The following is a 20,509-nucleotide window of genomic DNA, read 5'->3' on the forward strand; positions in this document are numbered from 1 at the left end:
GCAGCTTCGCTGCACATGCTGTCGGGACTGAAGTCCCTCCCACAACAGCCGCGATCATGGCGAGGTCTTTGGACACGGTGGAGGATCGCTGCAGCCAGCCGTTGGCCATCGCCACTCACTCGCGCCCGCATGCCGAGGCCGACGCATCCGACACCACGCACTGGCGGAAATCGCGCGGCAGCCCGGCGATCTCGCGGCGCCGGCCAACCGGCAGATCGAACGCTTGCAGCAGGCGCGGGGCACAGGCGGCGCCGGCGCCGCCGCGCGCCGCCGGCGATGCCGCGCAGTCGGCATAGACCTGGTAATGGCAGCGCCCGCTGCGGCTGTCGATGCAGCGGAACGTGGCCAGGCCGCGGCGATACGTGGTCCGACTGAGGAGCAGGGGCACGCCGCGTTCGCTGGCCTGCACCACGGTCTCGCGGCTGGCGCCGACGGACAGGTCGAGATCGGCGTGTCCCTGGCAGCCGAGCAGGCCGAGCAGGCACGACCACAGCAAGGAGAGCAGGCGCATGGCGGAGATTCCTTGTTCCAGTGCGAAGCGAACGGACCTGGCGCGGCTACATGCCGCGGAACAGGCTCATGTACGGCTGGCTGACGGTCAGCACCTCGTCGCGGTGGCGCAACTTCAGCCGGCCCTTGCCGGTGTCGTCGCGCACCACCGAGGCGACCGCCTTGAGGTTGACGATGGTGGAGCGGTGGATCTGCCGGAACGCGGCCGGGTCGAGTACGTCCAGCAGCTCGCGCAGGGAGGTGCGCAGCACCGCCTCGCCGTCGCGGGTGAGCACCGTGGTGTACTTGCTGTCGGCCTGGAAATACAGCACGTCGTCGAGCAGGATCAGCCGCGTCTCGCGGCCGCTGCTGGCGGTGACCCAGGCCAGCGGCGGCGGTGCCGACGGCGCGGCCGGTCGCTGCTGCAGGTGCTGCAGCAGCGCGTCGAGCACCGCCGGGTCCGGCCCTTGCGCCGCGCGTGCCTGCAGCCGCTGCACCGTGGCCTGCAGACGCTCGCGCACGATCGGCTTGAGCAGGTAGTCCACCGCACCGTGCTCGAAGGCATCGATGGCGTACTGGTCGTAGGCGGTGACGAACACCACCTGCGTGCGCGGGCTCAGTTCGCCCAGCGCGCGCGCCACCTCGATGCCGCTCAGGCCGGGCATGCGGATGTCCAGGAACGCCACCTCCGGGCGCAGCTCGGCCAGCCGCTCCAGCGCGCTGGCGCCGTCCTCGCACTCGGCGACGATGCGCAGCTGCGGCCACACTTCGCCGAGCAGCGCGACCAGCGCGTCGCGCAGCAGGGTCTCGTCTTCGGCGACGATCGCGTCAGTCATGCTGCGCTCCGGTGGGCACTGCCGCCGGCAGCGGTGGCGGCGACGGCGGCATCCCCGCCGGCAACGGCAGGGTGATGGTGGCGGCCACGCCGCTGGGGAAGTTGGAAACGATGGCGAAGCTCGCCGCGCCCGCATAGGTCAGGCGCAGCCGTTCGCGCAGGTTCTTCAGGCCGATGCCGGTGCCGCTGGACTGGCTGTTGAAGCCAAGGCCGTCGTCGGCCACGGTCAGGGTGACGTGGTCGTCGACCGCACGCGCCAGGATCCAGATGGTGCCGCCGCCGGGCTTGGGTTCCAGGCCATGCTTGATCGCGTTCTCCACCAGCGTCTGCAGCATCATCGACGGCAACGGCAGCGTCTTCATCGTCTCCGGCACCTGCACCTGCAGCTGCAGGCGTGCACCCATGCGGATGCGCAGGATCTCCAGGTACGCCTGGGTCCGCTCCAGTTCGTCGCCGAGCGAACTCATCGCATCCTCGGCACTGGGCAGCGAGCGCCGCAGGTACTGGATCAGATAGCCGAGCATCAGGTCGGCGCGCGGCGGGTCGGTGCGCGCCAGTACCTGCGCGCTGGCCAGCGTGTTGTAGAGGAAATGCGGTTCGACCTGCGCGTGCAGCAGGTTCAGCCGCGCCACGGTCAGTTCCTGCTCGGTGGCGGCCTGCGCGGCGGCGGCCTGTTCGTCGCGGCGCAGCTCGGCCACGCGCCGCGCCAGCGCCCGGCCCAGCGCCTCGGCGTTCTCGTAGTTGCTGCCTTCGTCGACCGCGAACAGGTCGATCCAGGCGCTGGCGTCCGGCTCCAGCAACAGGGTCAGGCTGCTGGTGCCGGTGCCCGGGGTCACCGTCGCCAGCACCTGGTTGCGCTTGACCGCAAAACGCGCGGCCAGGTTCCAGCGCGACGGCGGGCGGCCGTTGTACGGATCGATGCGGCGCACCTTGGCGCGTACCTGCAGGCTGTCCAGCGTACTCTCGACCTCTTCCACCCGCGGCAGTTCCCGCACCGCCGCATCCAGCAGCGCGAACGCCTCGCGGGTGTCCAGCGGGATCTCGATCTGGCGCCGCTGGCGGCTGGCCAGGGTGCCCCAGTCCAGGCGCCCGGCGATCAGCCAGACCTTGCGCAGGTGGGTGATGCCGGCGATCAGCGCCGACAGCATCAGCAGCATCGCCAGCAGGCCGAAGAACCAGCCCGGCCCGGACTCCATGCCGTAGAACAGCCCGGCCCAGACGAAGGCCGACACGACCACCGCCGCGGCCCAGGCGCACAACAGACGGACGAGGAAGAACAGGCTGGCGAGCATGGCGGCCGGGGCTGGAGGAGATGCCGGCGAGCATAGCGGCCGCGGCCTGCGCTGCCAGCCGGTTGCGACGAAACCGGGAAATCGCGGAGCGGGCACCGGGATCGGCGGTGCAAACCGACGGCGGCGCGGGCGACGCGGCCGCTGTCCGCGCAACGCCGGCATGGCGTGCCGTGACGCCGCACCCGCAGCGGCAATGGCGCGCGCTTCGCGGTGGCGTCGGCGCCAGCGACCGGGCGCCGCGCCGCCCGCCACGGGCGCATCGTCCCGTGGCTCTGCGCCGCCGGCCAGGACGGCTCGCCGCCGGGCAGCGCACGCTCTAGACTCTGACCTCGATCAGCGGGAACCAGAATGCGCCGGCCCCTCTTCCCATGCAGCGCCGCGCCGACGCATGCCCCATGCGCGGCATCCTCCCCGGCGACGCCCTGCCACCACGCCGCACGCGTGCAGGAAATGCACGGCGTTGCGAGGCACGGCGCACCGCGTGCGCGAGCGGTGCACCGATGCATGTGATCCTGGCGACCGAGTCGATCCGGTATCCGCTGACCGGCGTCGGCCGCTACACGCAGGAACTGGCCACGCAGCTGGCGGCGTTGCCGCAGATCCAGTCGCTGCGCTTCCTGCACGGCCGGCGTCTGCGCCAGGACCTGCCGGCGCCGGGACCGGCGCCGACGCTGGTGCCGTGGCTGCGCGAGCGGCTGTCGGGCGTGCAGCCGGCCGTCGACGTGTACCGACGGTTGCACAACGCGGCCAGGTCGCGTGCGCTGCGCGGCCAGGCCCCGGCGCTGTTCCATGGCTGCAACTACTATCTGCCGGCATTCGACGGTCCCTGCGTCGCCACCTTCCACGACGTCTCGATCTATCGCTGGGCCGAGTGCCATCGCGCCGACCGGGTGCGCTACATGCGCAAGGAACTGGCGCTGTCGCTGCGCCGCGCGCAGCTGATCCTGACGGTTTCGGAATTCTCGCGGCGCGAGATCGCCGCGCAGTTCGACTGGCCGCTGGCACGCATCCGCGCCATCCCGCTGGCCGGCAATGCGGCCTTCCGCCCGCACCGCGCGCAGGAGCTGCAGGCGCCGCTGCAGGCGCTGGGCCTGCAGGCCGATGGCTATACGCTGTTCCTGGGCACGATCGAGCCGCGCAAGAACCTGCAGACGCTGCTGCAGGCCTATGCCGCGTTGCCGGCGGCGCTGCGCACGCGCTGGCCGCTGGTGGTGGCCGGCCATCCCGGCTGGCACAGCGAGGCGCTGCACCAGCGCATGGCGCAGGCGCAACGCGACGGCTGGCTGCGCTACCTGGGCTACGTGGACGAGACGCGGCTGCCGGCGCTGGTCGCCGGGGCGCGGCTGTTCGTGTTCCCGTCGCGCTACGAGGGGTTCGGCCTGCCGGTGCTGGAAGCGATGGGCAGCGGCACGCCGGTGCTGTGTTCCAATGCCGCGGCGCTGCCCGAGGTCGCCGGCGACGCGGCCGCCCTGTTCGATCCCGGCGACATGGATGCCCTGGCCGGCCTGCTCGCGCGCGGCCTTGAGGATGCGGCGTGGCGCGCGGCGCTGAGCGCGGCCGGGCGCCGTCGCGCGGCGGAGTTCGATTGGCGCACCTGCGCCGAGCGTACCGCCGCGGCCTACCGCGACGCGATGCGCGCATGAACCCCGGATTGTCCGCCTGATGCGCGTGCTGCATGTCTACAAGACCGCCCTGCCCGACTCCATCGGCGGGATCGAGCAGGTGGTGCATACGCTGGCGCAGCATGCCCAGGCACGCGGGGTGCACAGCGAAGTGCTGGCGCTGTGCGGCGATGCCGCGCAGGCCGGCACCCGGATCCATGCCGGCTATACGCTGCATCGGCTGCGGCGCATCGCCGAGGTCGCCTCGATGCCGGTCTCGCTCGGCCTGGTGCGGCGCTACGCGCAACTGGCGCGCCGCGCCGACCTGATCCATTACCACTTCCCGTGGCCGTTCATGGACGCCCTGCACTTCGCCGCCTCGGCGGGGACGCCCTCGGTGCTGACCTACCACTCGGACATCGTGCGGCAACGCCAGTTGCTGCGCCTGTACCGGCCGCTGCAGCGGCGCTTCCTGCGCAGCGTCGACCGCATCGTCGCCACCTCGCCGAACTACCTGGCCACAAGCCCGGTCCTGGCGGAACACCGCGCCAAGGTCAGCGTCATCCCCATCGGCCTGGATGCGGCCCCGCAGCATGCGGCGTCGCCGCAGCGGGTCGCGGCCTGGCGCGCGCGGCTGGGTCCGCGCTTCCTGCTGTTCGTCGGCGTGCTGCGCTACTACAAGGGAGTGCGCTTCCTGCTGCAGGCCGCGCAAGGGCTGCAGATCCCGATCGCGATCGCCGGCGACGGCCCGGAGGCGGCCGCCTTGCGCGCGCAGGCGCAGGCGTCGGGCCTGTCCCACGTGCACTTCCTCGGCCGCGTGGACGAGACCGACAAGCACGCCTTGCTCGCTGCCTGCGAAGCGCTGGTGCTCCCGTCCCATCTGCGCGCTGAAGCGTTCGGCATTTCCCTGCTGGAGGCGGCGATGCACGCCAAGCCGATGATCTCCTGCGAGCTCGGCACCGGGACCAGCTTCGTCAACGTCGACGGCGAGACCGGCCTGGTGGTGCCGCCGGCCGATCCGGCGGCCCTGCGCGACGCGATGCGCTATCTGTGGGACCATCCCCCCATCGCCGCGGCCTTCGGGGGGCACGCGGAAGCGCGCTACCGACGGTTGTTCGCCGCCGATGGCATGGTCGACGCCTATCTTGCGCTGTATCGCAGGATCTGCGGCACGCGAGGGACGGCAGACGGGGAATAGGGATGAGGGGCAGCTTGGGGACGCACGGGAGCAAGGCACGGCGTTCGCGCCGCGCGCGGAGCGAACGCGCATGAGACTGCTGGGCGGGCCGCTGCCACGGGCAGCGGCATCGGGCCGGGTCGGCGATGCGATGGCACTGGCGGCGACGCTGCTGAAGGTGGCCGATGCCGCAGTGGTGGCCGGCAGCGGCCTGCTCGCCTATGCCGTGCGCGCGGGCCAGGCCAGCCTGCCCGACGCGCCGCGCTATCCGTACGCACTGCTGGCCGGCGCCGCGCTGGCGCTGCTGGTGTTCTCGCAACTGGCGCTATACCGCAGCTGGCGCCTGGCGCTGCCGACGATGATGCTGGGCCGGCTGCTGCTGGGCTGGGGCGTGGTGCTGGGCGTGCTCGCCTCGCTGAGTTTCCTCAGCAAGACCGGCCCCAGCTTCTCGCGCCTGTGGTTCCTGTACTGGGCGGTGATCGGCGCGTTCGGCCTGGTGGGCGTGCGCGTGGCCGCGGACCGGTTGCTGCGCTGGCTGCACCGGCATGGCGTGGGCACGCGCCGGATCGCGGTGCTGGGACCGCCGGAGCGGGTCGAGCAGGTCGGCGCGCGGATCTGCCAGGGCCCGTGGTCGGGGCTGCAGTGGGTGCCGGCGCCGGCGGCGATCCGCGGCGGCGACCTCGCCGCCCTGCCGCAGTGGCTGGACCTGCACGGCATCGCCGAAGTCTGGTTGACCTGGCCGATGCGCGAGGAGGCGCTGATCCGCGAGAGCATGCGCCGCCTCGACGCCAGCAGCGTCGACGTGCGCTGGGTCCCGGACATTTTCGCCTTCGGCATGATCCACCACGGCATCGCCGAGGTGGCGGGGATGCCGCTGCTGGAACTGTCGGTGCGGCCGCTGTCGCGCACCGCGCACTGGCTCAAGGATGTCACCGACAAGTTGCTGGCCGCGCTGATCCTGCTGCTGAGCAGCCCCTTGCTGCTGGCGCTGGCGCTGGGCGTCAGGCTGTCCGGGCCGGGGCCGGTATTGTTCCGGCAGATCCGCCACGGCTGGGATGGGCAGCCATTCGAACTGTGGAAATTCCGCAGCATGCGCCTGCACGACAGTGGCGATGCCGCACCGCAGACGCCGCGCGGCGACCCGCGGGTGACCCGCTTCGGCGCCTTCATGCGCCGCACCAGCCTGGACGAGCTGCCGCAGTTCTTCAACGTGCTGCAGGGGCGCATGTCCATTGTCGGGCCGCGTCCGCACGCGCTGGCGCACAACGCGCAATACCAGGATCTGGTGCCGAACTACCTGCAACGCCACCGGGTCAAGCCCGGCATCACCGGCTGGGCGCAGGTGAACGGACTGCGCGGCGAGACCGACACGGTGGAGAAGATGCGCAAGCGCATCGACTACGACCTGTACTACATCCAGCACTGGTCGCTGTGGCTGGACCTGAGCATCATCGCGCAGACCGCCGCGATCGTGCTGTTCGACCGCGACGCGTATTGACCGCAGGGCTTGGGGAGTCCGAATCCGATGCACATCAGCTACGTTCTCGGCACCCGCCCGGAAATCATCAAACTGGCATCGCTGATCGCCGCCAGCATGCGCGACGGCCTGCGCTTCTCGATCGTGCATACCAATCAGCACTACGCCGAGACGATGGACCGCATCTTCTTCGACGAACTGGAGTTGCCGCGCGCGCACTACAACCTCGGAGTCGGCTCGGCGCCGCACGCCACCCAGATCGGCCGCATGCTGTGCGGCATCGAGCCGGTGCTGGAACGCACCCAGCCGGACGTGGTGGTGGTGCAGGGCGACACCAACAGCGCACTGGCCGGCGCCATGGCCGCCAACAAGCGCGGCATCGCGGTCGCGCACGTGGAGGCGGGCCTGCGCAGCCGCGACCGCAGCATGCCGGAGGAAGTGAACCGGGTGCTGATCGACCACATGTCCGATCACCTGTTCTGCCCGACCGCACTGCAGGCGCAGATCCTGCGCGAGGAAGGCCTGGCGCCGGCCAGCATCCGCATCACCGGCAACACCGTGGCGGATGCGACGCTGGCGCATGCGCGCACCGCGCTGCGGCGTTCGGACATCCTGCAGCGGCTGGGACTGCACCAGGGCGGCTATCACCTGCTGACCTGCCACCGCCGCTCCAACACCGACGACCCGCAGCATTTCGCCGCGCTGATGCAGGCGGTGGCCGCGATCTCCGAGGACGCCGGCGTGCCGTTGATCTTCCCGATGCATCCGCGCCTGGCGAGCATGGGCAATGCCGCATCCGCGCGGCATCGCTGCCTGCGCGCGATCGGGCCGGTCGGCTACCTGGACATGCTGGCGCTGCAGCAAGGCGCGTCGCTGATCATGACCGACAGCGGCGGCATCCAGGAGGAAGCGTGCATCCTGCAGCGCAAGTGCCTGGTGCTGCGCACCAATACCGAGCGGCCGGAAACCCTGCAGGTCGGCGGCGCGGAGTTGCCGCTGAGCCTGGACATGCGCGGCTTGCGCACGGCGGCCGACACGCTGCTGGCGCGCGCGGTGGCCTGGCACAATCCGTTCGGCGACGGCCATGCCTACCGCGACATCCTGGGAGCGCTGCTGGGCACTGCGGTCGAGCAGCACGCGCCGCAGCGCCTGCGCCAGGCCTGATCGGCACATCCAAAGGACTGCGCGCACAGGCCACTACACCGATTCACGCTCGCTCAGCACTCGCGGACAACACGCTCGTCGGCGAGCGCCTGTGCGGGCTCACCCAATCGCGGAGCGCGGTGCGTCGCGGAGCGATGCGGGCAGCGTGCCGGCGCGCGCGGGCAAGCCGGCATACAGCGCGGCCATCGCCAGTGCCGCGTGCAGCGAGAACGCGTAGAACGGCAGATAGAAGTCGAACACTCCCAGGCCCAGCAGCAACAGCAGCCAGATCAACGCCCAGCCACGCACGCTGGCACTGCGCAGCAACGGCGCCCACAGCGCATACAGCAGGCCCAGGCACGCCAGCAGCCCGCACAGCCCGGTTTCCGACAGCACCGCCAGCAGCGCATTGTGCGCATGCAGTTCGCCGCGATCGAAGCGGCCGCCGGTGTAGTCCGGCACCAGGAACTGGAACACGCCCGGCCCCAGCCCGAACCAGGGGTGGCTGCGCCAGGCCTCGAGCGCGCCGGCCCACAGGTAGGTGCGCCCCAGCGACACCGCGGTGAGCGTGCTTTCGTGCACCGCGCTGGTCATGTCCGCGTAGCGCTGCCACAGCACGAATCCGACCAGCGCCAGCAGCACCAGCAGCGCGCCGGCAGCCGCGCGGCGGCGCGGCCGCGTGGCGCCGCGCCATGGCCACGCCCACCACAGCAGCAGTGCGCCGACCGGCAACAGCGGGTTGCGGACCTGGGTCAGCGCCAGCGCCAGCACCGCGCCCAGCAGGGCCAAGCCCAGCGCAAAGCGCCCCAACGCGCCGTTGCGCCAGCCCTGCAGCACCAGCGCGGCCACCAGTACCGCGCTCGCCGCCAGCAGCGCCGGATGTTCGTACATGCCGGAGATCCGCGGCAGGTACTTGAAGCTGTCCTCGGCATGGAAGACCAGCGACCCGCGCAGCGCCGGCGGCCAGTGCAGGCGCACCGCAACTCCCAACGCCAGGTTCCACCACAGCGCGATCAGCGCCGCCAGCGTCGCCGCGCGCGGCCAGCGCGGGCAGGCGAACGCGAGATTGAGCATCGCCCACAGCGCCAGCAAGGCGGTGGCGTAGCGCACGGCGAACCTGAAGGCCAGCGCGGGGTGTGCGGACGCCAGCACCGACACGCCCAGCGCCGCCAGGCATGCCAGGATCGCCAGCAATGGCCGACGCAGGATCGGCGGCAGCCCGTGCCGCCACAGCGCCCACAGCGACACGCCCAGCGCGAACGCGCGGATCGCCATCGAGCCCAGCGACAGGCCCCCGCCGAAGTAGCGGCCGGTCAGCACCACCTGCTGCAGGCAGAACAGCAGGTACACGCACAGGCACGCCGCGACCGCCAGCGGCTGCGGCGCGCGCGCGCCGGCGGCGGACGCGCCCGTCGCCGGTGGGCTCATGCCGGTTCGCGGATCGCCGCGCGCGCGCGATAGCGGCGGCTCAGCCGCGCACGCAGCAGCAGGAGCAGATACAGGAAGTTGGTGCGGACGTAGCGCCAGCCCAGGCGCCGCGGCTCCAGCGCCAGCCGGAACAGCCATTCCATGCCGAAGCGCTGCATCAGCAGCGGCGCGCGCGGCAGCATGCCGGACAGCACATCGAACGATCCGCCGACACCCATCGCCACCGCCACGCCCAGCTCGGACCAGTGCCGCTGCAGGAACAGTTCCTTCTTCGGCGAGCTGATGCCGACGAACAGGTAGCGCGCGCCGGAGGCGCGAATCGCCGCCACCACCTGCGGTACCTCGGCCTCGCCGAAATAGCCGTCGCGGGCGCCGACGATGCGCAGCCCCGGCGCGGCCGCACGCAGGCGCTCGGCCGCGGCCGCCACCACCGCCGGCCGCGCGCCCAGCAGATACACCCCGTCCCCGGACTGCGCGGCCTGCGCGCACAGGTCCTGCATCAGGTCGATGCCGGCGCGCCGCGGCGGCGGCGCCACGCCCATCCAGCGCAGGCCGATGCTGATGCCACCGCCGTCGATATGCACCAGCTCGGCCTCGTCCAGCGCCGCGCGCAACGGCGCCTGCGCGCGCGCATCGATCAGCTTGGCCACGTTCAGGCCCTCGATCCGCAGCGGCGCGCCGCCGACGGCCGCGGCCTGCGCCCGTTGCAGCAGGTCGGCAGGCGCGAGCAGATCCAGCGGGCAATCGAAGAAGCGCAGACGCGGGGGCGTGGGATTCAAGGGGCAGGCTCCTGGACGATCAGCGCATCGTACAGCGCCAGCACCTGCGGCCGGATGCCCTCCCAGGTGAAGCCGGCCTGCACCGCTGCCACCACCTGCGGCGCGACGCGCTGCTGCCGCAACGCCGCCACGCGCGCGGCCAACGCCGTGGTGTCGCCCAACGGGTACAGCGCCGCATGCAACCCCAACGGCTGCAGGACCGCGCGATTGCCGGGGATGTCGCTGGCCACCACCGGGCAGCCGAGCAGCAGCATCTCGATCAGCACCGTCGGCATGCCTTCCACCGTCGAGGGCAGCACGAACGCGTCGGCACCCGCGGCCATCGCCGCGACCTCGGCATCGCCGACGAAGCCATGGAAACGCACGCGTGCGGCCACGCCGTGCCCCTGCGCGAATGCCTCCAGACGCGCACGGTCCGGCCCGCGCCCGACCAGGTGCAGCACGGCCTGCTCCATGCCCGGCAACGCCAGCAGCGCGATCGCGTCATGCAGGCGCTTCACCGCATCCAGCCGGCCCACCGAGAGCAGCGCCGGCGCCCCGTCCAGCGCCGCCGCGGTAGCCGGGGCCGGCGCCAGCTCCGCCGCCAGCACCGCGTTGGGCAACAGCAGCGCGCGCGTGGCCGGCATTCGCCGCGCCTGCAGGTAGTCACGCCAGTAGGCCGACAACAGCACCACGCGCGCGGCGCCGCGCAGCAGCGGGCGCTCCACCAGCGCATCCCAGACACGCTTGCGCAGCCGCTTGCCGAGGCCGCGGGCATCGTCGTAGTAGCAGTGCGGCGTATACACCACGCGCTTGCCGCGGCAGCGCGCCAGCAGCGCCGCCAGCGCCGCGATCGGGGTGCGCGCGCCGTGCACGTGCACCACGTCGGCCCACCCGACGTGCGGCCACAACCCGGACGCGGCGACCGCGACCGCGGCATAGTCGGATTTGCCCGGGTCTTGCGCCGCCGGCGCCGCCACCCGCACCGCGTGCCCGGCCTGCGCGGCCAGCACCGCCAGGCCATGGATGTGCCGGGCCACCCCGCCGCCGCCGCGGTGCGGCGCGAAATCCTTGTACACGTGCAGGATGCGCACGGCTCAGGCCTCCGCCGGCGTGCCCGGCAGCGGTGCCAGATCGGCGCCGCGCGCCTGGACCGAACGCGCCCGCGTCCGGCACTGCCGCAGCACGCCGCCGAGCAACAGCCAGAAGCCGCCCGCGCCGGACACGGTCAGGGCGTTGTCCGAGGACACCAGCGTGGTGGTCATGCCGCACAGCAACCAGAACGTGGCCAGCGCCAGGCGGTCGTCGTGCTGGCGGTAGGCGCGCCACAGGGTGCGCAGGCACCAGCCGATGAAGCCCAGGAATAGCAGCGCCGCCGGCACGCCCATCTGGTAGGCGATGCTGAACACGGCGCCTTCGCCGCCGCCGAGATCGGTCAGCCCCTGCCGCGCGGCGAACGCGCCCTGGCGCCCCAGGCCGCCGCCGAACAGCGCGACCTGATGCAGGTCGGCCAGATTGCGCTGCAGCGCCCACCAATGGCCGATGGTGGAGCCGTCGCGGAACTGGATCGACTGCACCACGATGCCGTAGGAGGCGGCGACGATGGCCAGCAGCACGACGCCGGCCAGCGCGATCCGCGCCGGCGCCGAACGCACCACACCGCGCGCGGTCAGCAGATAGCCGAGCACCGCGACGATGCCGGCCAGCATCGCCCCGCGGGTGCCGGACATCCAGATCGCCACGAACAACCCGACACAGGCCAGCGCCGCCCGCCACGGCCAGCGGCGCTGCCACAGCGCCAGCGCCGCCAGCGCGGCGGTCACCAGGAACTGGCCCTGCGCCAATGGCGCGGCGAGCAGCCCGCCGGCGCGGCGCGCATAGTCTTCGCCACCGAAGAAATTCCACGGCAGGCCGGTCTCCGGTTCGGTGTCCTGCGGCAGCACGCCCTTGACCTGCTGCATGTAGTCCGGCAAACGCACCTGCCGCACCCAGAAGTCGGTATGGGTCAGATCCCAGGCGCCGAACAACGCACTGGCCACGCCCAGCCAGACCAGGGTGCGGGTGGCGGTGCGCAGGTCGCGCGGCCGCGGCATGCCGCCATACCCGGCCAGCACGAACAGCACCGGCACCAGCACGACACCGAACGATCCGAGCACGATGCCGGCGGGCAATCCGTGCATGTAGCCGAGCGGCGCATAGGCCGCCGCCAACGCGCCGAAGGCCAGCACCGACAGCAGCATCGGCCGCGGCATGCGCACGGTCAGCAGGCACAGCGCGGCCAGCCCCAGCACCGTGGCATCGCGCAGCGGCCGCAGCCAGGTCGCCTGCGGCACCGCGCCGCCGGCGTACAGCCAGGCCACCAACAGGTCGCCGAGATGGATCCACAGGATCAGCAGCAGCAGTCCCAGCCGCCTCATGCGGCCTCCTCCACGCGCTGCGGCCAGTGCGGGTCGCTGGCGAAGGTCTGGCGCAGCCACTGCGCCTGCGCCGCCAGCAGGCGGCGGCGCGCCGACGAATCCGTGCACAACTGGTCGATCAACGCACATAGTGCAGACGCATCGTCCACCTGCGTTGGTGGACGCCCGACCGCCAACGCGTCCAGCGAGGCCGTCGCCGGCCAGGCCAGGCCGATCACGTAATGGCCGCGGCAGGCGGCCTGCAGCAGCGCGGTGGAACAGAAACCGACCACGATCGTCGGCGCCGCGGCCGCGGCCGCGTCCAGCAGCGCATGCGGCGGGTGCCGGCAACAGCCGGCCAAACCGGGCACGGCATAGGGATGGCCGCCACGCACTTCTTCCGGATGCAGCAGGATCTGCAGCGCCGGCCCGTCGCGACCGGCCAGCGCCTGCGCCAATGCCAGGAAGTCCGCCGCCAGCGCGCGGCCGTAGATCGGCGTGTGCGTCTGCGAGACCAGGTACAGCGCCGCCGGCACCGGTGCCTCGGTGTCGGTCCCGGCCGCTGTGGCCGCATCGGCCTGCGCCTGCGCAGGGCCATAGGCCAGCGCCTGCGGCGCCACCCCATGCCGCGCGAACGCCTGTGCGCTGCTCGGCCCCCACACCAGATGCCGCTGCGCGCGCACCGGAAAGAACTCGTCGGTGGGCAGGCCATGCTGCACGCACACGCGACGCCAGCCGGGCCCTGCCGCCTGTTGCGCGGCCACCGCGTACAGATCGAAGTCGTTGTGCAGCAGCAACGTGGCCTGCCCACGCGCGGCCAGCGTGCGCGCCCAGGCGCCGCGCCACAGGCGTTGCCGGAACACGCAGCAGCGCACCAGCCAGGGCGACAGCGGCACCGTGCCTGCCGATGCCCGCCGCAATCGCCAGGCACCGGCGGCGTGGCGCCAGGCGGCCGCGGTCGGGCGTGCGGGCGGGTCGCCGGCGACGCGGCCGCGCAGGCGCGGATGGATCAGCACGCTGCAGGCGATCCCGCGCTGCGCCAGATCGGCCACGCACGGCGCCAGCGCCCCCCAGCCGTTGGCGCCGGGCAGCGTCGCCAGCGCCACCCAGGCGGCCAGCGGTGCCGGCGCGCGTGGCAGGCGCCAGCACAGCCAGGCGTCGCGCAGCGCGGCCAGGAATCCCCGCAGCAACGCGCCACGCCCACGCCGGGCCAGGAAGTAGAGCTCGTGGCGCGCCGCCGCGGCCTCTTCGCCGTAGTGCGCTTGCAGCGCCTGTTGGAACTCAGCGAAGCGCATCGCGCATCGCCTCCCGCACCTGCCGGCGTCCGCGCCAGCGTTGCACCTCGCCGGGCAGGCCGGGACCGAACGCGCGCACGATCGCACGCTTGAGCGCGCGCCGCAGCCGATCGCGCAGGCCCCAGCACACGCTGTCCAGCCGCGCATCGAGCCGCCTCACCTCCTCGGTGCTGGCGATCGCCAGTGGGCTGACGCAGGGCTGCGCGGGACGCCGCACCTCCATCCACAGATTGTCGGCCAGCACGCCGCCGGCCGGATGCGCACCGCACTGCACCGCCTCCAGCCCGGCGCTCAGCGCCAGCCGCTGCAGCACCGAATCGGAGAAATAGCTCAGATGCGCCGGTTGCACGTAGTTGCGCGAGCGCCAGTCGCTCATCACGTCGGGCACCTCGATCCAGGCGCGGCCGCCGGGCGCCAGGATCCGCACCAGGGTCTGCAGGAAGCCGCGCGGATCGGGCAGATGCTCCAGCACGTGGAACGCCACCACCGCATCGACGCTGGCATCGGGCACCGCCTGCAGGTCTGGCACGAACGTCACGCGCGCGTCGCCGAGCAGCCGCGCACGGTGGTCGAGATCGGGTTCGATCGCCCACAGGTCCAGGTCAGGACGCGCCGCCGCGGCGGCGCCGAGGAAGGCGCCGAAGCCCGAGCCCATTTCCAGCAGCCGGGTGCCGGTCGCCAGTTGCGGCGAAATCCACTGCAGCCGCCGCTGCGCGATCGGCAGGTCGCCGCGCCAGGCGAAGAAGCGCGCTTCGCTGCGCCATGGCGCTTCGGCCGGGAACAGCCGGCGGTAATCGTGCGCATAGAACCGCGCCAGCGTCTCCTCGGTGAAATCCGGTGCCAGATAGGCCGCCGCGCAATGGCCGCAGCGACGCAATTCCTGGCCGGTGCCGGCATAGACCTCCGGCCACACCGCGCGCTGCCGCGTGGTGGCGCCGCAGCAGCGGCAGGCGCCATCGTCGGCCGCCAGCTCCATCGGCGCAGGTCCGAGCCTAGCCATAGATGCTCCGATACCACAGCGCGACCGACACGGCGAACCACAGCGTGCTGTGCGCCTCGCCACGCTGCCACTGGCGGCGCAACACCGCCAGGTCGAGGAATTCGCCCAGTTCCGGCGGCAAGGCCGCCAGGATCGGCTGCAGCGGCATGCGGTCGACCAGGAACTGCTCGGCATGGCCGAACCCGGTGCTCTTGCGCTGGCCGACCAGGCGTTGCGGCAGGACGCCGGCGAAGGCCTGCCGCAGCAGCGCCTTGCCGTGGTAATCGCCCATGCGCCGGTCCGCCGGCGTGGCCAGTGCGCGCTCCACCACGCGGTAGTCCAGGAACGGCGCGCGCACCTCCACCCCCGAATGCATGCTGTTGCGATCGGTCATGCGCAGGATCATCGGCAGATTGGTCGCCAGCACGTCGGCGCGCAGTCGCGCCTGCACGTCGCCGCGGCGATCGGTCTGCAGCGCCCGCAGGCGTGGCGCCTGGTCGAGCCACAGCGCCGCCGACATGCTGGCCACGCTGGGCCGGTGCCGGCGCAGCAGCGCCCCGAGCGGACCCGCCGGCAGATCCCAGGCCAGGCGATTGAGCAGCAACCGCGGATCCACCGCGCCGCTGCCGAGCAGGCGCGCCAGGGTCGGCAGGCGCAGGCCGCGCAGCGCGCTGCGCGCGCTCAACGCCAGGTACAGGCGGACGTAGCCGCCGAACAGCTCGTCGGCGCCCTCGCCATTGAGCACGACCGTGTAGCCGGCGTCGCGGATCGCCCGGTACATGCGGAAACTGGCCAGGATCGACGGGGTGCAGAACGGCTCCTCCTGCGCGCGTACCAGCTCCAGCAACTCGTCTTCCGCCGGGATCGCGTGCGCGCGGTGCACGCGGTGGCGCGCCGCCTCGCCCCACTCGGCCATCAGCCCCGACGCGGCCGCGACCTCGTCGAAGCGCGCCTGCTCGGCATCGCGGTAGCCGTAGGTGTAGGCGCCGGCGAAGCAGGTGCGCGGCGCATCGGCGGCGCTCAGGCTGAGCCGGGTCAGGATCGCGCTGTCCAGCCCGCCCGACAGCAGCGTCACCGTGGGCACGTCCGAGCGCAGGCGCAGCCGCGTGGCGTCCTCCAGCAGCGCCTGCGTCGCCTCGGCATCGAGCGGCGCCACCTCGCCCGGCAGCGGCCAGCGGTGGTAGCGGTGGCGGCGGCTGTGCCCGTCCGCGCAGACGCGGTACACCCAGCCGGGCGGCACCGCGCGGATGCCGGCATAGAACGTCTCGCCGCGATGATCGGACAGGCCGGCGACCAGGAAATCGAAGATCGCGCCGGGATTGGGCGGCGGGTAACCGCCCAGCGCCGCGGCGATGGCGCGGATCTCGCTGGCCAGCAGCAACTGCCGGCCGTCGTGGTGCAGGTACAGCGGCTTCACCCCGAGCCGGTCGCGGCAGTAGATCAGCTCGCCGCTCGCCTGCTCCAGCAGCACGATCGCCCACATGCCGTTGCAGCGCGCGAACAGGTCTTCGCCCCAGGCACGCCAGCCATGCAGCAGCACCTCGGTGTCGCTATCGGTGCGGAAGCGATGGCCGAGCGCTTCCAGCTCGCAGCGCAGTTCCAGGAAGTTGTAGATCTCGCCGTTGAACACCACCACGTTGCCGGTCTCGGCGCAGCGCATCGGCTGCGTCGCCGCTTCGCTCAGATCGAGGATGGCCAGGCGGCGGTGCCCCAGCGCGGTCGGTACCGGCTGCAGCGCGCAGACCAATCCCTGCGCATCCGGCCCACGCCGGGCCAAGGCGGCCAGCGCGCGTTCGGCCTGCGCCTGTAGCGATGCGCCGTCGCCAAAGCGGCGCAACGCGACTATCCCGCACATGCGCAGCTCCTTGAACGTACGCCGCGGCGCGGCACGACAGCGGCCCTCGATGACGGCGTCACGCCGCACGCTCCGGCGCGGGCGCGAACAGGCTGCGCTGGCGCCACGCCGTCCACAGCGCCGGCAGCAGCAGCGCCGCCGCCAACGTCCAGCCGCTGCGTCCGCCGCAGAGCGAGGCCGCCAGCAAGGCCGCGAGCAGCGCCGCAACGCCGCCGCCGTTGAGACGCAGGCCGCACAGATGCAGGCTCGCGGCAGCGATGCCCAGCAGGCACAGCAACCGCCCCCACAGCAGCAGCTGCGGCGCCGGCCATGCCGCAGCGGCCAGTTGCAGCAAGACGCTGCACAGCACCCCGATCAGCAGCAGGCGCAACAGCGCACGTTCGCGATGGCGCCCGATCAGCAGCGCCGCCAGCACGCTGCTGAGCAGCACGGTGGCGCCGCCGGCCAGCACCGGCGTCGCCCACGGCAACCATGCGCGTTGCGCGGCGGTGCCCCACGCCGCGGTCGCCAGCGGCAGCAGCAGCGCGCCCAGCGCCGCGCCGCCGAGCACCAGCGAGATCAGCGACTGCGCCCAGTGCTGGCCGGCCTCGCTGGCGGCCTCGGCCAGGAGCAGGCGGTTGAACTGGTTGAACACGCCGCTGGCCCCATTCAGCAGATACCCCAGGAACAGATACACCGGCAGGAACGCCGGCGCCACCGCTGCTAGCAGCAGCGGCGTCAATCGGTCGTGCAGGATGCCGACGATCCCCATCAGCGACAGCTGCACCGCCGTGCCCAGCAGGTGGCGGCCCTGGCCGCGCTGCGGCCACAGCAGGCGCAGCGGCGCGGCGAACACCGCCAGGTTGAGCAGCGCCTGCGCCAGATAGCCGATGCTCACGGCGATGCCGGCACCGGCGGCGCCGCCACCGCCCGGCAATGGCCGCAGCAGCAGCCAGGCCAGGATCGCCACCGGCATCGCCACCTGCTGCACGGCGAATCCCGCCAGCCGCCGCCCCTGCGCCAGCAACGGCGCCGAGTAGCCGACCAGGCCGAAGGCGGTGGCCGGCAGCACCGCCAGCACATAGCCGAAGCCTGGGCCATGCCACTGCCAGGACCAGCCGGCCGCGGCGACCCAGGCCAGGTCCAGCACCACGGTGGCCAGCAGCCGGTGGCGCAGCGCCTGCCGCCAGCGCGTCTCCCAGCCCGGCGTCGCCGGATCCTCGCGCAGGAACAGCGAGGCATATCCCAGATCGGCCAGAAACAGCACCGTCGTCAATCCCAGATGCGTCAGTCCCACCTCGCCATAGCCGTGCAGGCCGAACTGGCGCAACAGCAGCCATTGGAACAGCAGCGCGCAGCCCTGCCCCAGCGCGTACAGTAGCGCGCCGGAGACGAAGCCCGCGCGCATGCGTGCGGCCGCGCTCATGGCAGGGCGGACGATCCGGCAACCGGCGCATGGTGTGCAGTGACGCCGGTGGCAACGGCCTGCTCCGCTGCCAGGGTCCGTCGCAACGCCTCGCGCAGGGTCCAGCGCGTGCGCCAGCCCAGCACCGCTCCCGCCTTGGCCGGGTTGCCGAGCTGGTGTGCACGATCGTGCGGACGCTGCCGTTGCGGATCCACCTCCACGTGCGGGACGCGGCCAAGCAAGGTGCCGAGTTCCGCCACCAGTTCGCCGACCGAGTGCTCCACGCCGGAACACAGGTTGAAGACATCGTAGGCCGGCTCCGCCCGCGCGTCGTCGAGCAGTGCCAGCAGGCCCGCCGCGGCATCGTCGGCATGCAGGTAGTCGCGCCGCGGCTGCAGGTTGCCCAGCCGCACCTGCGGCGCCGGCGACGGATCGGCGGCCAGTTGCGCCAGGATGTCGGGAATCAGGTGCGCATTCGGGTCGTCGTGGGCGATGCAGTTGAACAGGCGCGCCACCCGGCCGCGGCGCCCGCTGCCGCGCGCGCACCACAGGCGCAACTGGCCTTCGTTGCAGAGCTTGGACAGCGCGTAGTTGTCGCGTGCCTCGGTGGGGCTGCCGGCTTCGTCCAGCGCCTCCTGGCCCCAGGCGTACACCGCCCCGCTGGAGGCGATCAGCACCTGCTGCACCTCGGCCTCGGCGGCAGCGTGCAGCACGCTTTCGGTCCCGACCACGTTCACCTGCAGGCAATGCATGCGCTGCAGTTCGCAGGTCGGGATATGGTGGACCGCGGCCAGATGCACCACGGCCTCGGCGCGGAAGTCGCGCAGGCACGCCAGCACCGCCGCGGTCTCGCGGACGTCAGCGACCGCGGCGATGTGCAAGCCGTCGGGAAATGCCATCCCGCTGGACAGATCGTCCAGTCCGGCCACCGCATCGCCACGCTGTAACAACGCGGCGACCAACCGGCGACCGATCATGCCGGCGGCACCGGTCACCAGCACCCGTTTCACGGCCGCTCCTGCACGCGCGGCGGCGCATCCTCGGGCAGCAGGCGGCGGCGCACTGCGGCCGGCAGCCACGCGAACAGCGGATCGCGTTGCGCCGACCAGGGTGCGGACGGATCGCGCAGGCGCCGGGCCGCGACATAGATGCCAAGCCCCAACGACATCGCCAGCAACGAACCAGCGAACACCACGGCGGCGACCAGCAGCGGTCGCCGCGCCGGCACCGGCGTCGCCGACAACGCTGGCAGCGCCCGGTAACGCACCTGTTGCGACCGGCCCAGTTGCTGCGCCAGGGTCAGGTCGATCTCGCGCGCCACCTGCCGGCGTACCGAGTCCGTCTCCGTCTCCGCGCTATCGGCAAAGACCGCCGTGCGGCATGCCTGCAGCCAGGACGCGAGCGCCTGGCCCGAATACAGCGTGGGTGCGCGCCGATCGGCGCACACGAGGAACCGCTGCTTCCAGTCGAGTTGCTCGAGTTCGCGCTGCCCTTGCCGCAGATTGGCCCGGGTTTCGGTAATGGTGGCCTGCAGCGCCACGATCTGCGCCAGCGGCGAGAGATACTTGCCGCCGCCATCGCCGACCGAGACGACCGTGTTGACCTCGCTGCGCCGCAGTTCCGGATAGCGCTCCAGCAGGGCCTGCATGTCCGCGGCCTGTTGGGTGCTCTGCTGGATGGCGAACTGTTGCTGGATCTGCGCGATCTGCAATTCCGGCCGTTTTTCCCGGGTTTGCTGGCGCATGCCGTCCAGCGCATCGCGCAGGCCACCCCACAGCATTGCCTGGCGCACGTGTTGGGCGATCGCCTGCAACTGCCGCGTGGCGGACGCATCGTCGCGTGCAATCAGCGTCACTTCCAGGCCCAACGCACCGACCGTCTTCGGATCGATATTGACCTGCTGGCGGATATCGTCGCGTTCGACCGCGCTGCGGTACTGCACGTGCGTCTGCCAGTAGCGCGGCTGCTGGAACTGCCGCTGCACGCGTTGGCGCAGTTCCGCCGGCAATGCGGCGGCCGCCACCGAATCGGCGACCAGTTGCCGGTCCGAGAGCATCGGCTGCAGGCGCCGCCACTGTTCCAGGGTCATTTGCGGCGTGTCCAGCAACGCGCTGACGCTGTAGAGCGGTCGCAGCGCGACCAGCACGGCGGCGGCCAACGCCAGCAGCACGGCCACGGGAATCAGCAGGCGGCCGAACTGCCGATAGAACCGCAGCAACTCCAGTACCAGGTCGCCCAGGGACGCATCGTCGCCACGGTCACGCACATCGTCTCTGCCAGGCATCGGATCCATCGCCGTGTTCGGATACAAGGTGGGCACCAGCCCGGCACGGAGCCGCGAGCGACATGGCAAGGCCTCCCCGGTCGGCCTGCGGCTGGATGGGCAGGCACTGTGCCACA

At 72.2% G+C, this 20,509-nt stretch carries 17 protein-coding genes; 4 read left to right on the top strand and 13 right to left on the bottom strand.

All coding sequences use genetic code 11. The features are described 5' to 3' along the window. Positions 1-115 precede the first annotated feature (115 nt). Genes AC1PME_RS18740 through AC1PME_RS18750 form a run of 3 tightly spaced genes read right to left on the bottom strand, consistent with a single transcriptional unit; the run spans position 116 to position 2,616 of the window. Complete coding sequence (locus AC1PME_RS18740; protein ID WP_481096668.1) at positions 116-511, bottom strand: hypothetical protein; 396 nt, start codon at positions 509-511, stop codon at positions 116-118. A 46-nt stretch (positions 512-557) separates the two neighbouring features. Then, the gene (locus AC1PME_RS18745) at positions 558-1,325 is read right to left on the bottom strand and encodes a LytR/AlgR family response regulator transcription factor (RefSeq protein WP_254459329.1); all 768 of its coding nucleotides are present in this window, start codon (positions 1,323-1,325) and stop codon (positions 558-560) included. Next, on the bottom strand, positions 1,318-2,616 hold the full coding sequence (locus AC1PME_RS18750) for a sensor histidine kinase (RefSeq protein WP_254459330.1): 1,299 nt from the start codon (positions 2,614-2,616) through the stop codon (positions 1,318-1,320). Before AC1PME_RS18750 ends, AC1PME_RS18745 begins: the two co-directional genes overlap by 8 nt. A gap of 500 nt (positions 2,617-3,116) precedes the next feature. Between AC1PME_RS18750 and AC1PME_RS18755 the strand changes: the two genes are divergently transcribed. The 4 genes from AC1PME_RS18755 to wecB all read left to right on the top strand — a co-directional run bounded on the left by AC1PME_RS18755 (position 3,117) and on the right by wecB (position 8,035). Next, entirely contained in the window at positions 3,117-4,259 is a 1,143-nt protein-coding gene (locus tag AC1PME_RS18755) for a glycosyltransferase family 4 protein (protein WP_481096669.1), read from the top strand. Positions 4,260-4,278: 19 nt separating this feature from the next. Beyond that, positions 4,279-5,415 carry a glycosyltransferase gene (locus tag AC1PME_RS18760; protein ID WP_481096670.1) on the top strand — a complete coding sequence of 379 codons (1,137 nt, stop codon included), beginning with the start codon at positions 4,279-4,281 and terminating at the stop codon, positions 5,413-5,415. A 70-nt stretch (positions 5,416-5,485) separates the two neighbouring features. Further along, complete coding sequence (locus tag AC1PME_RS18765) at positions 5,486-6,892, top strand: undecaprenyl-phosphate glucose phosphotransferase (RefSeq protein WP_254459333.1); 1,407 nt, start codon at positions 5,486-5,488, stop codon at positions 6,890-6,892. A 27-nt stretch (positions 6,893-6,919) separates the two neighbouring features. Continuing rightward, positions 6,920-8,035 carry a non-hydrolyzing UDP-N-acetylglucosamine 2-epimerase gene (gene wecB, locus AC1PME_RS18770; RefSeq protein WP_254459334.1) on the top strand — a complete coding sequence of 372 codons (1,116 nt, stop codon included), beginning with the start codon at positions 6,920-6,922 and terminating at the stop codon, positions 8,033-8,035. Between the two features lie 99 nt (positions 8,036-8,134). On the opposite strand, the gene AC1PME_RS18775 is transcribed toward wecB, so the two are convergent. From AC1PME_RS18775 to AC1PME_RS18820, 10 genes are read right to left on the bottom strand one after another with little or no spacing between them, the layout of a single operon-like run. Further along, positions 8,135-9,442 (bottom strand): O-antigen ligase family protein, encoded by a 1,308-nt coding sequence (locus AC1PME_RS18775; protein WP_481096671.1) that lies wholly within the window; start codon positions 9,440-9,442, stop codon positions 8,135-8,137. Then, positions 9,439-10,221, bottom strand: coding sequence for a WecB/TagA/CpsF family glycosyltransferase (locus tag AC1PME_RS18780; protein WP_481096672.1), 783 nt, complete (start codon positions 10,219-10,221; stop codon positions 9,439-9,441). The genes AC1PME_RS18775 and AC1PME_RS18780 overlap by 4 nt, the downstream gene beginning before the upstream one ends. Beyond that, positions 10,218-11,294 carry a glycosyltransferase family 4 protein gene (locus tag AC1PME_RS18785; RefSeq protein WP_481096673.1) on the bottom strand — a complete coding sequence of 359 codons (1,077 nt, stop codon included), beginning with the start codon at positions 11,292-11,294 and terminating at the stop codon, positions 10,218-10,220. Before AC1PME_RS18785 ends, AC1PME_RS18780 begins: the two co-directional genes overlap by 4 nt. Positions 11,295-11,297: 3 nt before the next feature. Beyond that, a complete protein-coding gene (locus AC1PME_RS18790) occupies positions 11,298-12,617 on the bottom strand; it encodes an O-antigen ligase family protein (protein WP_481096674.1) in 1,320 nt (439 codons plus the stop codon). Further along, a complete protein-coding gene (locus AC1PME_RS18795) occupies positions 12,614-13,891 on the bottom strand; it encodes a hypothetical protein (RefSeq protein ID WP_481096675.1) in 1,278 nt (425 codons plus the stop codon). The genes AC1PME_RS18790 and AC1PME_RS18795 overlap by 4 nt, the downstream gene beginning before the upstream one ends. Beyond that, a complete protein-coding gene (locus tag AC1PME_RS18800; protein ID WP_481096676.1) occupies positions 13,878-14,891 on the bottom strand; it encodes a class I SAM-dependent methyltransferase in 1,014 nt (337 codons plus the stop codon). The genes AC1PME_RS18795 and AC1PME_RS18800 overlap by 14 nt, the downstream gene beginning before the upstream one ends. Next, positions 14,884-16,725, bottom strand: coding sequence for an asparagine synthase (glutamine-hydrolyzing) (gene asnB / locus AC1PME_RS18805; RefSeq protein WP_481096677.1), 1,842 nt, complete (start codon positions 16,723-16,725; stop codon positions 14,884-14,886). The genes AC1PME_RS18800 and asnB overlap by 8 nt, the downstream gene beginning before the upstream one ends. A gap of 58 nt (positions 16,726-16,783) precedes the next feature. Then, positions 16,784-18,130: a hypothetical protein gene (locus AC1PME_RS18810; protein WP_481096678.1), complete on the bottom strand. Its 1,347-nt coding sequence runs from the start codon at positions 18,128-18,130 to the stop codon at positions 16,784-16,786. Further along, the gene (locus AC1PME_RS18815) at positions 18,127-19,119 is read right to left on the bottom strand and encodes an NAD-dependent epimerase/dehydratase family protein (protein ID WP_481096679.1); all 993 of its coding nucleotides are present in this window, start codon (positions 19,117-19,119) and stop codon (positions 18,127-18,129) included. Before AC1PME_RS18815 ends, AC1PME_RS18810 begins: the two co-directional genes overlap by 4 nt. Continuing rightward, the gene (locus tag AC1PME_RS18820; protein ID WP_481096680.1) at positions 19,116-20,375 is read right to left on the bottom strand and encodes a hypothetical protein; all 1,260 of its coding nucleotides are present in this window, start codon (positions 20,373-20,375) and stop codon (positions 19,116-19,118) included. Before AC1PME_RS18820 ends, AC1PME_RS18815 begins: the two co-directional genes overlap by 4 nt. Positions 20,376-20,509 lie beyond the last annotated feature (134 nt).

The organism is Xanthomonas sp. NCPPB 901, from assembly GCF_056725085.1.